Source organism: Bacillus cereus group sp. RP32, from assembly GCF_040459735.1.
In the GTDB taxonomy this organism is placed as follows: Bacteria; Bacillota; Bacilli; order Bacillales; family Bacillaceae_G; genus Bacillus_A; species Bacillus_A wiedmannii.
The window spans coordinates 1,153,745-1,168,895 of the sequence record NZ_JARVHO010000001.1 but is presented as its reverse complement, the minus strand read 5'-3'; the positions used below and the strand labels follow the sequence as shown (position 1 = coordinate 1,168,895).

Here is a 15,151-nt window from a genome sequence, read left to right as displayed (position 1 = left end):
AATATAAAAACCCCCTCTTCACTTTGAAGAGGGGGACATAATTGTTCCTCCTCTTATTATGCAAAACATTCGTTTTGCAGGTATTAGCACCGTTTCAAACATTTCGTTTGAAGGTTGCTGGGTTTCACAGGGCCTTTCCCTCCACCGCTCTCAATAAGAGTTTGTCTTTATTATTTTATTTATGTAGCTAAAAGGAAATACGTTCCCCTTTTAACAATGTTTGTTAATTTTTTAATAAATTTAGCATGCACAAATGCAAAAGTCAATGACACTTGCGGAAAAATAAAAATTATTTAAAATAAAGTTGCAATTCAATTATCTTTTGTTGTAAAGTTAAAAACATAATAAAAATTTCATACGAACATTCTTATCTAGAGAGGTAGAGGGACTGGCCCTATGACGCCTCAGCAACCATTAACATTTGTTAATAAGGTGCTAATTCCAGCAAATTGTGAAAGATTTGACAGATGAGAAGAAGACTCTATTCAAACCGAAAGCCTTCTTCTTTAGAAGGCTTTTTTTATTTTACCCCGCTATTTGAGGGCAGTAAGATTCCCAACTCAAAATTCAGCTAGAACAAAGAAGTTAGGTGGGAATCGACTGCCCGTAAAAGCCCGATTGGTGAGAGCTAATAATCAGTGGGGGATGCCCCCCTCACTGATTAAAGTTTCACTTTACATTCACTTAATTGTTAATTTAAAAAGGAGGAATTTTCACATGTCAACTATTGAAACAAAACTAGCACAAATCGGAAACCGGAGCGAAACTACAACAGGAACTGTTAACCCACCTGTTTATTTTTCAACTGCTTATCGTCATGAAGGAATTGGTAACTCTACTGGCTTTGACTATTCACGAACTGGCAATCCAACTCGTGGTCTTTTAGAGCAGGCAATCGCAGACTTAGAATATGGTGAACAAGGTTATGCCTGTAGTTCAGGGATGGCAGCTGTTCTCCTCGTCCTCTCCCTATTCCGTTCTGGAGACGAACTTATTGTATCCGAAGATTTATACGGGGGCACTTATCGATTATTTTCTGAGCACGAAAAAAAGTGGGATGTTCGATGTAGATACGTAAATACACAATCTATTAAACAAATTGAGCAAGCTATCACAACTGAAACGAAAGCTATTTTCATAGAAACTCCAACTAATCCGTTAATGCAAGTTACTGATATTGCCGCTGTCGCAACTGTAGCGAAAAGACACGGACTACTTCTTATTGTAGACAACACATTCTATACGCCTTATATACAGCAGCCATTAACAGAAGGTGCCGACATTGTACTTCATAGCGCAACGAAATATTTAGGGGGACATAACGATGTCCTAAGCGGACTTGTCGTTGCAAAAGGAAAGGAACTTTGTGAGGAAATCGCTCATTATCATAATGCCTCTGGTGCGGTCTTAAGTCCATTTGACTCATGGCTATTAATTCGTGGTATGAAAACGTTAGCGCTTCGCATGAGACAACATGAAGAAAATGCAAAAGCAGTTGTTGCTTATTTAAATGATGAAGACGGGGTTACAGATGTATTTTATCCTGGAAGAGGCGGCATGATCTCATTTCGTCTGAAAGATGAAACATGGATCAATCCATTCTTACAATCTTTATCCTTAATTACATTTGCTGAAAGTCTTGGTGGTGTTGAAAGTTTAATGACGTATCCAGCAACGCAAACACACGCTGATATTCCTGAAGAAATCAGAACAGCAAACGGTGTATGTAATCGTCTTCTGCGATTTTCCGTTGGCATTGAAAATAGTAACGATTTAATTCAAGACTTAAAACAAGCCATTAAACTTGTAAAAGAAGGTGTAAGAATATGAGTTATTCTATAGATACACTCTTACTGCACAACCAATATAAACATGACTCACAAACAGGAGCTGTTAACGTTCCCATCTATAATACATCAACATTCCATCAGTTTGATGTAGATACGTTCGGAAAATATGACTATAGTCGCTCTGGTAATCCAACTCGTGAAGCTCTTGAAGATATCATTGCTTTATTAGAAGGCGGAACAAAGGGATTTGCCTTCGCATCAGGAATTGCAGCGATTTCTACTGCATTCCTCCTTCTTTCACAAGGCGATCACGTACTCATTTCAGAAGACGTATATGGAGGAACTTACCGAATTATAACTGAAGTGCTCTCCCGTTACGGTGTGTCACATACATTTGTTGATATGACAAATGTAGAAGAAATAAAGCAAAACATTAAGCCAAACACAAAACTCTTTTATGTGGAAACACCCTCTAATCCACTTTTAAAAGTGACAGATATTCGTGCTGTTTCTAAACTTGCAAAATCTATTGACGCCCTTACTTTTGTTGATAATACATTTTTGACACCACTATTCCAGAAACCACTTGATCTTGGCGCCGATGTCGTTCTTCATAGTGCCACAAAATTCATTGCCGGTCATAGTGATGTTACTGCCGGATTAGCGGTTGTAAAAGATGCCGAACTCGCTCAAAAACTTGGATTTTTACAAAATGCATTCGGCGCTATTTTAGGTCCTCAAGATTGTTCTCTCGTACTTCGCGGTCTAAAAACATTGCATGTACGTCTTGAGCATTCAGCTGCAAACGCCAATAAAATTGCACATTATTTACAAGAGCACGCTAAAGTTAAAAATGTCTATTATCCTGGCTTACAAACACATCTTGGATTTGATATTCAACAATCTCAAGCTACATCAGCTGGAGCTGTCCTATCTTTCACCTTACAATCGGAAGACGCACTCCGCCAATTTTTATCAAAAGTAAAATTACCTGTCTTTGCAGTTAGTTTAGGAGCTGTCGAATCGATTCTTTCCTACCCAGCTAAAATGTCACATGCAGCACTGTCGCAAGAAGCTCGTGATGAAAGAGGGATTTCTAATTCATTACTTCGGTTATCTGTCGGCCTTGAAAATGTTGCCGATTTAATATCCGATTTTGAAAATGCCCTTTCTTATGTAGAAGAACCTGTAAATGCATAGAACGAACAGAAGATATGAAATTAAGTTTTCATATCTTCTGTTTTATGCCATTAAGTATATTTTTTATTTTTCGTATAGTTCATAAAAAAACGAAAGAGCACCATCTATTTCTAAATAATGAATTAATTGAGATATTAAGAAGTAAAAAGGGGCAAAAATAATGGATACTTGTGCAGATGTTTTAATCGTTATCGATTTACAAAATGGAGTATGTTATAGCGAAGAGCATTTATTCGATTTACAAAATTTACTTACAAAAGTAAATAAAAGAATTTCTTCATACAGAAAATCAAATAAACCAATCATTTTTATTCAACATTGTGATGATGATTTAGTACACGAAAAAGAACTTTGGGCTATTCATGCTGATCTAGATGTTCAGGAACAAGATTTTTTTGTAAGAAAAACACATGCCAATTCATTTTATAAAACAAACTTGAAAGAGATTTTAGAACAATTATCTGTACACCGTATTGAATTTTGTGGTGCCCAAACAGAGTACTGTATGGATGCTACGATTAAATTTTCCCATGGACTAGAATACGAAAACTTCATGGTACAGAAAGCAACCTCTACGTTAAATAATCCATTTATGTCCGCAAAAGAGACAATTGATTTTTATGAGAACATATGGAACCGCAGATTTTTAAAGCTGATAAAAGATGAACTCTAGAATATATAACTAATGTCTTGGTAATTCTAAAATTTATCAGCTATACTCAAATATTTTGTTATCACCATAAAGAAGCTGACTACATTCATCTTCTTTTCTTTTAACCTGTTTTATATTCTATATATAACATTATAATTCCTTTTTCTTATTATTTTAAAAATTTTGTATATTCATTTGAAAGAATAAGAAAATCATGATAAAATTGTGTTACAAATATATCTATATCTTTTAATTTTTAAAACGCATCGAAATTTTCACCCAAAAATGTCATTTTACAAAACCATGCAAATTTATCTACTTTATTTACATCAGGGTCTCTTTTCTTACAATTTCTTTACTTTAGGACTTTTTTTCTGCAACAACTGTTTTCTTTTCTTTAATTTTTTGGTATGTATAGTATGGTATAACAGCTCACACGGAGGTGGAAAAGAACATGTTAGAAACCTTTCAAAAAGAAATAGAACTATATGAAAGCAATGCAGAATTATTGAAAGTACTTGCTCATCCTGTTCGCTTATGTATTGTAAAAGGATTAATTGAACGTGGTCCAAGCAACGTTTCTACAATGTACACTGGCTTAAACATGCCACAATCTACAATTTCACAGCATTTAGCAAAATTAAAAAGTGCTAAAATCGTTTCCAGTGAAAGAAAAGGATTGGAAATTTATTACAAAGTAGAAAACGAGACAATTATTCAACTCGTTCGCGTATTATTAGGTTAAGAGCTCATAAACAGAGAAAAAGGGCGTATTTTATATTTTTTATCTCATATCTTTAATATAAATATATATCATGAGAGAAAATATATGATGCTACATAATTAAAAAGTCGTATTAAAAAACAAGACACAGAAATATGCTGTGTCTTGTTTTTTTATATTTTCAAATGCTGATCCAAGTGTAACTGTTGCATATGTTTCGTATGTATCACAACATCAAATGCGCTCCCTAATCCTCCGCTCAAAATCATAGAACGAACTGCACGATTTTGTTTTTGAGTTTCAGAAAAAGGATTTCGATCTTGGTGACCCGTAAGCTGATCTAATATTCCTGCTGCTAACAAAAACTCAGATTGCTTCTTATGCCATACTATATTCATGCCTTGCAGGCTAAACATCTCTTTCAGTTCGTCCCAATGAATATGAGTAGTAAGATCCATTTCACCTGGATGCTCTAAAGGATTACGGATTAACTTATGCTCGTAATATCCTCGTAAACTTCCTTCTTGATGTGCAGGATGCATCCATTCTTCTTTTGTGTATCCATAATCAACGGTAATACATACACCTCGTTGAAACCATTTCGCAATTTCTTCTATATATTCTTCCATCGCAAGTGGCACTTCAAAACGCTGACCTTCAGCAAGATGAATATTATATTTCAATAAGTATCGACCAATATTTTTCTGTAGCGGTCTACATATTTCTGCGAGTTTCCCTTCCTCTGTGTACGTCACACGTACTTCATACAATATTCCATTTCTCTTCTCAATTACTTCAACAGGAAATGCATCAAATAACTCATTCGAAAAAAGAATCCCTTCGAACGATTCTCCCATTTCACTATGCGACGTATAATACGACACATTAGAAAACGAACAAAGATTTTTCTGCTGTAAGTTTCTATGAAAAGGGCTCATTTCAATCATTGAATAGTTTAAATCAATAAAGGTTTCTGGAGATACTTGCTTCCACTCTTGTAAAACATCATAGGCAAACCTTCCTGTTCCCCCACCAATCTCACAAATATTCGGAGCAACTTCACCATTTTCAACAAGACGAATAAAAAATTTAGCAAATGTTTTTGCAAAAACAGAGGATACGTTGCTACTTGTAAAAAAATCCCCTTGTCTTCCAATTTTTTCACGTTCCTTCATATAATATCCATGTCCCTCTGTGTACAATACGAGGTTCATATACGTACTATATGAAATTGAATAATCCTTCTCTTTCTCCATCCATTCTTTTAAAATGAGCTCCATCTCCATACTAGCTCCTTACTGTAAAAATGGATTATTTTCTTTTTCAAAACCAATGCTTGTTTCTGGACCATGTCCACATAGCACCGCTGTTTCATCTGGTAATACAAATAATTTTTCTTCAATACTTCCAATCAATTCAGCAAAACTTCCACCGGGTAAATCTGTTCTTCCGATGCTCATTTGGAACAATACATCACCAGAAAATACAGCATTCGCCTCTTTACAATAATAAGAAATACTGCCTGGAGAATGTCCTGGCGTCTCAAAAATCTCAAAATTAAATGAACCAATTGCTAATGCACCTTCTGCATCAATAATATGATCTGCTGGTTTTGCTGTAATACTGCGATTCATCATAAAAATTTGAGAGCCATTTACAGTTGCATCGCCTAACCAATCTGCTTCTTCTTTATGTACGTACACAGGAATATGAAAAGCGTCTCTTACCGCGTCAACAGCACCAATATGATCAAAGTGAGCATGTGTTAATAAAACAGCAAGTGGCTTTAATTGTTCTTCTTGTAAATATGTAACGAGCTTCTCTCCTTCGTGACCAGGATCAAAGATAATACACTCATTTTGATCATTCGTTAAAATATAAGCATTCGTTTGTAATGGGCCTAACGGCATTTGTATCCATTTCATATGAAAATCTCCTCCAATTATTAAACTTACTTTCAATGATACAACATTTTTTTCTCTTAGGAAAAGAAAGGATGCTATCTCGACAATCATTTTTAAAACATGTACAATATAAAAGAGTTAATATTCTAAAAACTCATATTGAGGAATGGGTAGACAGAGGAGGATATTGTATGGGCCTTGTTATTATTTTTGCGCTAGTCACTCTGTTAGCTGTATTCGCTACGCTTAGAACTCTTCGCGAAAAAAACTTATTCGCGGGCGGCTTTGCAATTGCAACTGTACTCGTTTTCGGATGGTTTACGATCATGACTGTTCTATATAACGGGTACCCACCAGCAGCTTAATTCATTTACATGTTATTCTTCATCAAGATTTCACACAAAAAGAGGAAGGGTTTCCCCTTCCTCTTTTCATATTTCACAACTTATACCATCTTCGCTTCGTATTTGTGCTTTTTTACAAGCCAAGCTCCTCCGATAACACCTGCATCATTACCAAGTATTGCAATCGCTAACTTTGTGCTCTTTACAGCACGTGAGAAAGCATATTGCTCGAAATAACGTTGAATTGGCTCTAATAGTGCATCTCCAGCTTTAGACACGCCCCCGCCAATAACAATTTTCTCTGGGTTCAACGTACTAGCAAGGTTCGCTACAGCTAACCCTAAATAAGAAGCTACTTTTTCTACTACTTCGCCTGCTAGCTCGTCACCTTGTCCAAGTGCTTCAAACACATCTTTTGATGTAATACGCCCTTCTTCTGCTAACATAGAACGTAGAACACTCTCTTTATTAGTCTCTTGTATTTTTTGCATAGCAACACGCACAATACCCGTTGCAGATGCTACAGTTTCTAAGCAACCAGACTTCCCGCAATTACATGGGAAAGCATTCTCTGTAACTACTGTAATATGTCCAATCTCACCAGCAGCTCCGCTTACGCCGTGTACAATCTCACCATTGGCGATTACACCACCACCAACACCAGTGCCAAGTGTCATACAGATCAAATCTTTTGCTCCTTCACCAGCACCTTTCCACATTTCACCAAGTGCTGCTAAGTTTGCATCATTATCAATAACAACAGGTAATCCTGTTTCTACTTCTAATAAATCTTTTAACGGATAGTTTTTCCATCCTAAATTGACCGCTTCATAAATCATTCCAGACGCTACGTGTACAGGACCAGGAGCTCCCATACCAATACCGATTAACTTGCTTTTCAATTCACCTAACTCTTCTAACTTTTTATCAATAGCTTTCGCTACATCAAGCGTAATATGTTTTCCTTGCTCATTTGTATTCGTAGGGATTTCCCACTTATGTAAAATTTCACCGTACACATTAATAAATGCTAATTTAATTGTTGTACCACCAAGGTCAACCCCAACTAACCATTTCTCTTCCATGTTGCTTACCTACCTTTATCTAATTCTTATTTAGCTCTTTTTGAATTTCTTGCTTCAATAAAAATAAAGCTGTTTGATAGTCTTGTGGATCGATTAACTGTGATTGATTTAATTCACGCAATTCATCTTGCATTAATTGTAAATCTGCAATTCGATCACCCGTATAAATAATCGTACCAAATTTCTTTAGCAATTGCTGAATATCATAAATAGATACCATTTTATCACCCTCTATGCTCACTTACTATAAAAAATTATAATAAGAAAACGTTCACATATTTTATTATAATCAAGAAGAAAAAGTCTCGTCAATTTTTATTTGTCTATACAAGCCCATTTTTAACCATTGTTCCTTTTTCTGTAATAATTTTTTCTACGTTTTTATCAAACGGCTCTACTGGAATATGTTCTACTATTTGAAAACTATAAGCTAATGATAGCGTTTTCCCTTTATAATGCACGAGATAACGATCATAATACCCACCGCCATATCCAATCCGTTCTCCTCGCTCTGTATAAGCTACACCTGGCACGATTTGAAGATCAATGTCATCTGCATTCACTTCTTCCGTACGCGCTGGAATTGGTTCACGTAAATTCATATACACTATTTCTAATTGATCAAAATTACTAATTTGCCGGAAAGACATTGTTCGTGTTCCTTTGTTACACTTTGGAACAACAACTTTCTTTCCTTCTTCCCAAGCTTTTTCGATAATAGCATATGTATTCACTTCATTTTCCATTGAGAGAGTGATTCCAATTGTTTTGGCTTCAGCCCACTCTTTTTGCGCATACAACGAAAATGCAATTTGCTCTGATAAAGTTGTACACCGTTCTTCTGATAAAGAATTCATGTGCTCTATTATTTGTTTACGTAAACGTACTTTCTCTTCTCTCACACACTTTCCCCCTCACAGTGATACTTTGCTCTACGATGATAGTGTATCACTTTTAACAGAGGAATCGAACAAAAAAAGAAACAGTAGGAAAATATTCCTACTGCTTACTTTGTTTCACGGTGTAACGTAGACTTCTTGTCACGCTTGCAATACTTTTTAAGCTCGATACGCTCAGCGTTGTTACGTTTGTTTTTCTTTGAGATATAGTTACGATCTCCGCATTCTGTACATGCTAGAGTAATATTCACACGCATTCTTATTCCCTCCAGTACTAATAACTTAAATCAGACTATACTATAATACCACTTTTAAAATAAAAATTCTACACCTTTTGATATTGTCTAATTTTTTCTATAAGATTTTTCATGTTTTCCCTTGCTATTACTGGGTTTCTAGCATGCGAATACACTAAAAATTTCGGTTGTTTTGTGTCAGAAACGATATAAGACCACTCTTTTTCGGTATATTTGAACTGTACTCCTTCAAATATACCTTCTTCCTTTCTTTCCATATCAGCCAATAATTTCCTCATTACTTTTCCTTTTTCATTCCATGAACATACAACTTCATCACAAAGTAGATAGAGCGGCGGTGATTGCTCTACTATGCTGAGAAATGTTTTCCCCTGCAATGCTATTAGCTCGAATAATTTTCCAATTCGATATAAAATATCTCGCTTCCATCTCGCTTGAAACGACTTTTTTTCATCCTGCGTATAAAATAGAAGGTAACATTCTCCTAATTTCAAAGACATCGGGTAAATATTTCCTGCCGATTCAAGTAATAAATCTGGAATATCCACCTCTTCAAAATCTGTTCCTTGGTAAATATTACTATGATTATCATATAACTCAAAATAATTTCCTTGCTCTGAAAACATAAGTGCCATATTTGCTTTACTTGATTTCATCAAAGCTTTCACATGATCCTTTTGTTCGCCCGCATAAATCCATGTAACTGTGCATCCGAGCCTTTGTAAAAAGAGCATCAATAAATGTTGTAACATATCATTCCTCTTATTAATAAGAAGATGAAACTTTTGTTTTTGTATTTTCTCAATATCAACGCGCTCTAATACAGCCTCTATATAATCATGTAAAGAAACGTGGACTAGCTTATTCCGTCCCATTTCTTTCTCACATACGTAATAAAACGACTCAGACATATATACTTGTTCTATCGCTTTTTGCTGCTTATACGTTAATTGTACCCCATCCTTACCATATAACTTTATAACAACCTCTTTTTCATTTTCCACTTGAATGAAAACCCCACCAGCACATTGTAAATCCTGAATGCTATACTGAAAAAGCGATTCGTTCATTTCTTTGCATTCCATCGTATGAACCCCGATACCATGAATCGCATGAAGAAAGAGATTTTTATAAGAAGTCGTTTCTATATGTTCTTGACTCCCAATTAATATACTTTCTCCTTTGGCAAAAAGAGATCCATACGCCATCGCAACTTTCACAATAAATTGAGGAGTGATTTCAACATTACCTCTTCCTACAATGCGGCTTTTTTGCAACCATCCTGCACTCTTTTCACTTTCTTGAACACCAGCCGATCCTACTACTGAATAGCTGTCAATTGCCTTATATGGCCATAGTTTTCCCTTTTGCTTAATTACCGTACTTTTCCCTATATGACAATGATCCGCTACAATGCTTTTTTGAAACAGTGTAACGTCATCTTCCACCATTGTATGCTCTCCTATGATCGTTTCTAATAGCTCGCAATACTGACCAATGTGCGCATTTGCAAAAACAATACTTTTTTGAAGATGAGAATAACTTGAAACAACACTATTTTTCCCGATAATAGAGTATGGCTCAATTACAGCTCCAGCACCAATCTTTGCTCCTTCTCCAATAAAAGAAGGACCGTGAATTTTCGTTCCTTTTCCAATCGTCACACCTTCCCCCATCCATACCATCGGCAATACTTCCGTGTAAGGAATAGGTACTTGCAATTTTTTCGTTAACAAATCAAATTGTGCTTGTCGATATTGATCAAATGTACCGATATCTAACCAATAACCTTCTGACAAATATGCAAATAACGCGTTCTTATTTGCCAAGAGGGGAAACACATCTTGACTGAAATCAAAAAACTCTCGGGGCGGTATGTAAGAAAAAATTTCTGGCTCCATAATATATATACCTGTATTCACAATATTAGAGACTACTTCATTCCAGCTCGGTTTTTCTATATATCGTGTAACCTCTTGTTCTTTGTTCATTACAACTAAACCGAATGAGAGTGGGTTTTCTACTTCCTTTACAAACATAGTTACCATTCTTTTCTTTTGTTCATGAAACGTAATTCCTTCTGATAATTGAAAATCAGTTAACGCATCCCCGCTTATCACAACAAACGTTTCATCTAAAAATGTTTCCGCTTGTTTAATACTCCCTGCGGTTCCAAGCGGGGGAGAATCTTCAAAGTAGTACAAGTTAACTCCCCATTTGCTACCGTCTCCAAAATATTGCTTAATGGCCGTACTCATATACTGAACAGTAATTGCAATTTCACGAATCCCATGCTTACGTAATAATTCAATATTGTATTCCAAAACTGGCTTTTCTAATAACGGTAACATCGGCTTTGGAGTATTACATGTTAATGGTCTAAGGCGTCGTCCTTTTCCTCCAGCTAAAATAACCCCCTTCATATACTTCAGCCTCCACTTATATAATGATCAGTAACTTCATATACGATATGTATATTATCTCCCTCGCATTAACTAGCAGTATAAAATGAAACTTTAATTAGTAGAGATTTTGTGCATCTCCCACTGATTATTAGCCTTGACCACTCGACTCGGGCTTTTACAGGCAGTAAAACTCCCTATATACATGTACCTTTTCAACACCACAAAAGAAAGCGCTTACCATTAACTTAGTAAAATATCCCTTAATAAGTGAACAACATATATGTCCTATTTTCCCATTATATTATGATACATCTTATCATCATAAACTAAAGGAAACAACGAGCTTTTTTTGTCATGTTTTGACTAAAAAAAGCAGGTGATGTTTCACCTGCCTTTTTTCTTTATTCATTTAATAAGTAATGCTTTCCTTTTACTAAATAAAAAACATTTTCAGCAATATTTGTAATATGATCTGCTACACGCTCGATATATCTCGCCACAAAGGATAATTGTGTAATTTGTGTAATTGCTTCTGGTTGTTCTGGAACTAAAGATATAAATTCACGAATCGCTTTCCCATATATTTCATCAACTGAATCATCCATTTCGGCAATTTGTTTCGCAAAAGTTAAATTTTCTTGCTCATATGCTTCTAGCGCTAACTGTAGCATCTTATTTGCAATTGCAAACATTTCATCAAGATTGTGCAAACTAACAACCACCTCTTTTTCCCCAAGACGAATTGTTGATTTCGCAATATTAACAGCATGATCTGCAATACGCTCTAAATCTGTCGCTGTTTTAATTGAAATGAAAATCCTTCTTAAATCACTTGCTACAGGTTGCTGCTTCGTAATAAGCATAAGCGCAAGATCATTTATTTCCTCTTCTAAATTATCCATACGATAATCACCATCTATTACCTCTAACGCTTTCTCTACATCCCTTTTATGAAGACCTTCCATAGCAAGCAATAAAGCTTCCCTCGCTAGCTCTCCAAGCTCAATCACCTTTTGCTGTAACATTTTTAAATCACATTGAAACTGTTCTCTTACCATTGTTTCTTCCCCCTCAATATTATGTGCCATTATATATAGATCTCCTACCTAGCCTACTTGTAATAAGCCTTAAGATAGGAGAAGTATTACTTCTCTAATTAAATGAGGTAAAAATAAGAAATACCCTCTGTTAAGAGGGTATTTGCTCTTAGCCTTGCAACGATATCAACCGAATCGGCCTGTAATATAATCTTCTGTACGCTTATCTGAAGGTGTCGTAAATAATTTATTTGTATCTGTATACTCCACAACTTCTCCACTTAAGAAGAAAGCAGTTTTATCTGAAATACGTGCCGCTTGTTGCATGTTATGCGTTACGATCACAATACTAAAGTCTTTCTTTAACTCTTGAATTAATTCTTCTACTTTTAATGTTGAAATTGGATCTAGTGCCGATGTTGGCTCATCCATTAAAATAACGTCTGGTTCAATTGCTAAACAACGCGCGATACATAGACGCTGTTGCTGTCCACCAGATAAACCGTATGCATTATCATGCAAACGATCTTTTAACTCATCCCAAATCGCTGCTCCACGTAAACTTTTTTCAACAATTTCATCCAATGTTTTTTTATCACGAATACCATGAATTTTCGGGCCATACGCTACATTTTCATAAATAGATTTCGGAAATGGGTTTGGCTTTTGGAACACCATTCCCACATGAGTTCTTAATTCTTCAACTGGGTAAGATTTTTCAAATATATTGCGCTCTCTATATTCAATTACACCTGTAGTTCGCACGATTGGTACTAACTCTACCATACGATTTAATGTTTTTAAGTACGTTGATTTACCACAACCACTTGGCCCGATAATTGCTGTAACTTCATTCTCATGAATGCTTAAGTTAATATCTTTTAAAGCATGGTCTTCTCCGTACCATAAATTTAAGTTTTTCGTATCAAATACTACTTTCTTTGGTGCAGTCTCGATTTTCTCCTCGTTTTTCACCTGTACATTTACTACTGTTGCTACCATTTGAATTCCCCTTTCATCCATTTCCAACTTATTTTCGATTTCGTAACCATAAGACAAATATATTGATAAAGAGTAATAAACCTAACAACACAATCATCCCAGCAGCTGCTACATACTGAAATTCTTCTTGCGGTCTACTCATCCAATTAAAAATTTGAATTGGTAAAACTGTAAATCTATCAAACATACTAAATGGAACATAATTTGCAAATGCAAGTGCCCCGATAACTAATAGCGGTGCCGCTTCTCCAATCGCCCTTGATATCGCTAACGTACAACCCGTTATAATTCCTGGGAAAGCAGATGGCAATACAATTTGATACATCGTTTGCCACTTCGTAGCACCTAATCCGTAAGAAGCTTCTAATAATGAACTTGGTACAGATCGTATCGCTTCTTGACTCGCTACAACAACTGTCGGTAAAACGAGTAAACTCATCGTCAGTGCCGCCGCAATAATACTCTCTCCTAAATGAAGAGCATATACAAAAATAGTTAAGCCGAGTAATCCAAATACAACAGAAGGTACTCCTGCTAACGTTTGATTATTAATTTCTATTACCTTTTTAAATATAGATTCCTTCGCATATTGCTCCAAATAAAGAGCAGTTCCAACTCCAAATATAAAGGAGACTGGTATAACAATACTCATAAATAATATTGTTCCTGACAAAGCTGCAGCAATCCCAGCTTCTTTCGGATTACGCGAAGCGAAGTTTGTAAAGAAATCTAACGAAAGGTAACTTATACCTTTTTCAAAAATTTGAAAAAGTAAAATAAGCAGTATTACTATTGAAAACAAAATTGCTATATAAAATAACAACTTGTAAACTCGGTCTTTTAAAAAACGTGATGCCATATTTTCTTGTATTTTTTTATGATTCAACATTCGCATATTATGTCACCCTCCTAAAGCGGCGCATAATAGAGTGTGAAATGATGTTCATTATAAGAGTAAAAAAGAATAACGTTGCGCCTACAGCGTACATGCTGTAATACGTAATTGTTCCATGCGGAGCATCACCTAAGCTCACTTGCACAATATAGGCTGTTAGCGTTTGAATAGAGTGTGTCGGATCGAGCGATACGTTCGGCGTGGATCCCGCTGCAATTACAACTATCATCGTTTCGCCAATTGCTCTGGAAGCAGCTAATAGGATTGCTGCCATAATCCCTGTAAAAGCCGAAGGAAACACGACTTGTTTTACCATCTCAAACCGAGTTGCTCCAAGTGCTAACGAAGCTTCTTTCGTTCCTTTCGCTACAGCTCTCATCGCGTCTTCAGATAGAGATGCAATTGTAGGTATCATCATAAAGCCAATAACAATACCTGGACTAATCGCATTAAAAAACTGTAAATCTGGTATAATCCGTTGTAAAAGTGGTGTGACAACTGTTAATGCAAAAAAACCATATACAATTGTCGGGATACCTGCTAATAGTTCTAACAGCGGTTTTAATACTTTCCTTGCACTGCTTGAAGCATATTCGCTTAAAAATACGGCACACGCTAAACCGATAGGAATTGCTACGAACATGGCAATTGCTGTTACAAGGAACGTTCCACATATAAGTGGTAATATACCGAATTTAGGATTTTCAAAAAAAGGTAACCATTCTTTTCCCGTCAAAAAGGAGTGTAATGGTATTTTTTGAAAAAACATCATTGTTTCATTTGCCAATGTAAAAATAATTCCAAGTGTCGTTACAATAGACACGCTAGCAATTATTTTTAGTAATAACGGAACTATTCGATTGATTCGCTGCGTTTTTTTTCTTTGTTTTGTATTTCTTTCAATCAAATGTTGTACAGAAAATGTAATTTGACTTTTGTCATTATGAGCCAAAGATGA

Annotated in this window: 16 protein-coding genes and 2 riboswitches; of the genes, 5 read left to right on the top strand and 11 right to left on the bottom strand. The window is 35.6% G+C overall.

What is annotated here, in order from left to right:
• Positions 1-50: 50 nt before the first annotated feature.
• Positions 51-160: riboswitch (SAM riboswitch) on the bottom strand.
• A gap of 204 nt (positions 161-364) precedes the next feature.
• A riboswitch (SAM riboswitch) is annotated at positions 365-474 on the top strand.
• 243 nt (positions 475-717) lie between these two features.
• The 4 genes from metI to QCI46_RS06020 all read left to right on the top strand — a co-directional run bounded on the left by metI (position 718) and on the right by QCI46_RS06020 (position 4,387).
• Positions 718-1,830 (top strand): cystathionine gamma-synthase/O-acetylhomoserine thiolyase, encoded by a 1,113-nt coding sequence (gene metI, locus QCI46_RS06035; RefSeq protein WP_353839793.1) that lies wholly within the window; start codon positions 718-720, stop codon positions 1,828-1,830.
• Positions 1,827-2,990 (top strand): cystathionine beta-lyase, encoded by a 1,164-nt coding sequence (metC, locus tag QCI46_RS06030; RefSeq protein ID WP_098088688.1) that lies wholly within the window; start codon positions 1,827-1,829, stop codon positions 2,988-2,990. Before metI ends, metC begins: the two co-directional genes overlap by 4 nt.
• Positions 2,991-3,150: 160 nt before the next feature.
• On the top strand, positions 3,151-3,663 hold the full coding sequence (locus tag QCI46_RS06025; protein ID WP_353839792.1) for a cysteine hydrolase family protein: 513 nt from the start codon (positions 3,151-3,153) through the stop codon (positions 3,661-3,663).
• Between the two features lie 433 nt (positions 3,664-4,096).
• On the top strand, positions 4,097-4,387 hold the full coding sequence (locus QCI46_RS06020; RefSeq protein WP_000894375.1) for an ArsR/SmtB family transcription factor: 291 nt from the start codon (positions 4,097-4,099) through the stop codon (positions 4,385-4,387).
• 151 nt (positions 4,388-4,538) lie between these two features.
• Here QCI46_RS06020 and QCI46_RS06015 read toward each other — a convergent pair whose 3' ends face one another.
• Together QCI46_RS06015 and QCI46_RS06010 are read right to left on the bottom strand one after the other, a co-directional pair.
• A complete protein-coding gene (locus tag QCI46_RS06015) occupies positions 4,539-5,651 on the bottom strand; it encodes a class I SAM-dependent methyltransferase (RefSeq protein WP_353839791.1) in 1,113 nt (370 codons plus the stop codon).
• A gap of 9 nt (positions 5,652-5,660) precedes the next feature.
• Positions 5,661-6,290 (bottom strand): MBL fold metallo-hydrolase, encoded by a 630-nt coding sequence (locus QCI46_RS06010; RefSeq protein ID WP_000871244.1) that lies wholly within the window; start codon positions 6,288-6,290, stop codon positions 5,661-5,663.
• A 170-nt stretch (positions 6,291-6,460) separates the two neighbouring features.
• Between QCI46_RS06010 and QCI46_RS06005 the strand changes: the two genes are divergently transcribed.
• Entirely contained in the window at positions 6,461-6,634 is a 174-nt protein-coding gene (locus QCI46_RS06005) for a DUF2759 domain-containing protein (protein ID WP_000524847.1), read from the top strand.
• Positions 6,635-6,714: 80 nt separating this feature from the next.
• On the opposite strand, the gene glcK is transcribed toward QCI46_RS06005, so the two are convergent.
• From glcK to pstC, 9 genes are all read right to left on the bottom strand, one after another.
• Positions 6,715-7,698 (bottom strand): glucokinase, encoded by a 984-nt coding sequence (glcK, locus tag QCI46_RS06000; protein ID WP_000391711.1) that lies wholly within the window; start codon positions 7,696-7,698, stop codon positions 6,715-6,717.
• Positions 7,699-7,717: 19 nt separating this feature from the next.
• Complete coding sequence (locus QCI46_RS05995) at positions 7,718-7,918, bottom strand: YqgQ family protein (RefSeq protein WP_000253699.1); 201 nt, start codon at positions 7,916-7,918, stop codon at positions 7,718-7,720.
• Positions 7,919-8,021: 103 nt separating this feature from the next.
• On the bottom strand, positions 8,022-8,600 hold the full coding sequence (locus QCI46_RS05990; RefSeq protein ID WP_098088685.1) for a 5-formyltetrahydrofolate cyclo-ligase: 579 nt from the start codon (positions 8,598-8,600) through the stop codon (positions 8,022-8,024).
• A gap of 104 nt (positions 8,601-8,704) precedes the next feature.
• Positions 8,705-8,854, bottom strand: coding sequence for a 50S ribosomal protein L33 (rpmG, locus tag QCI46_RS05985; RefSeq protein ID WP_001265616.1), 150 nt, complete (start codon positions 8,852-8,854; stop codon positions 8,705-8,707).
• Between the two features lie 68 nt (positions 8,855-8,922).
• Positions 8,923-11,277, bottom strand: coding sequence for a sugar phosphate nucleotidyltransferase (locus QCI46_RS05980; RefSeq protein ID WP_353839790.1), 2,355 nt, complete (start codon positions 11,275-11,277; stop codon positions 8,923-8,925).
• Between the two features lie 383 nt (positions 11,278-11,660).
• Complete coding sequence (phoU, locus tag QCI46_RS05975) at positions 11,661-12,317, bottom strand: phosphate signaling complex protein PhoU (RefSeq protein ID WP_353841838.1); 657 nt, start codon at positions 12,315-12,317, stop codon at positions 11,661-11,663.
• Between the two features lie 165 nt (positions 12,318-12,482).
• The gene (pstB, locus tag QCI46_RS05970; protein ID WP_000226689.1) at positions 12,483-13,298 is read right to left on the bottom strand and encodes a phosphate ABC transporter ATP-binding protein; all 816 of its coding nucleotides are present in this window, start codon (positions 13,296-13,298) and stop codon (positions 12,483-12,485) included.
• Between the two features lie 28 nt (positions 13,299-13,326).
• On the bottom strand, positions 13,327-14,193 hold the full coding sequence (gene pstA / locus QCI46_RS05965; protein ID WP_001242549.1) for a phosphate ABC transporter permease PstA: 867 nt from the start codon (positions 14,191-14,193) through the stop codon (positions 13,327-13,329).
• Between the two features lies 1 nt (position 14,194).
• On the bottom strand, positions 14,195-15,145 hold the full coding sequence (pstC, locus tag QCI46_RS05960; RefSeq protein WP_353839789.1) for a phosphate ABC transporter permease subunit PstC: 951 nt from the start codon (positions 15,143-15,145) through the stop codon (positions 14,195-14,197).
• Between the last annotated feature and the right edge of the window lie 6 nt (positions 15,146-15,151).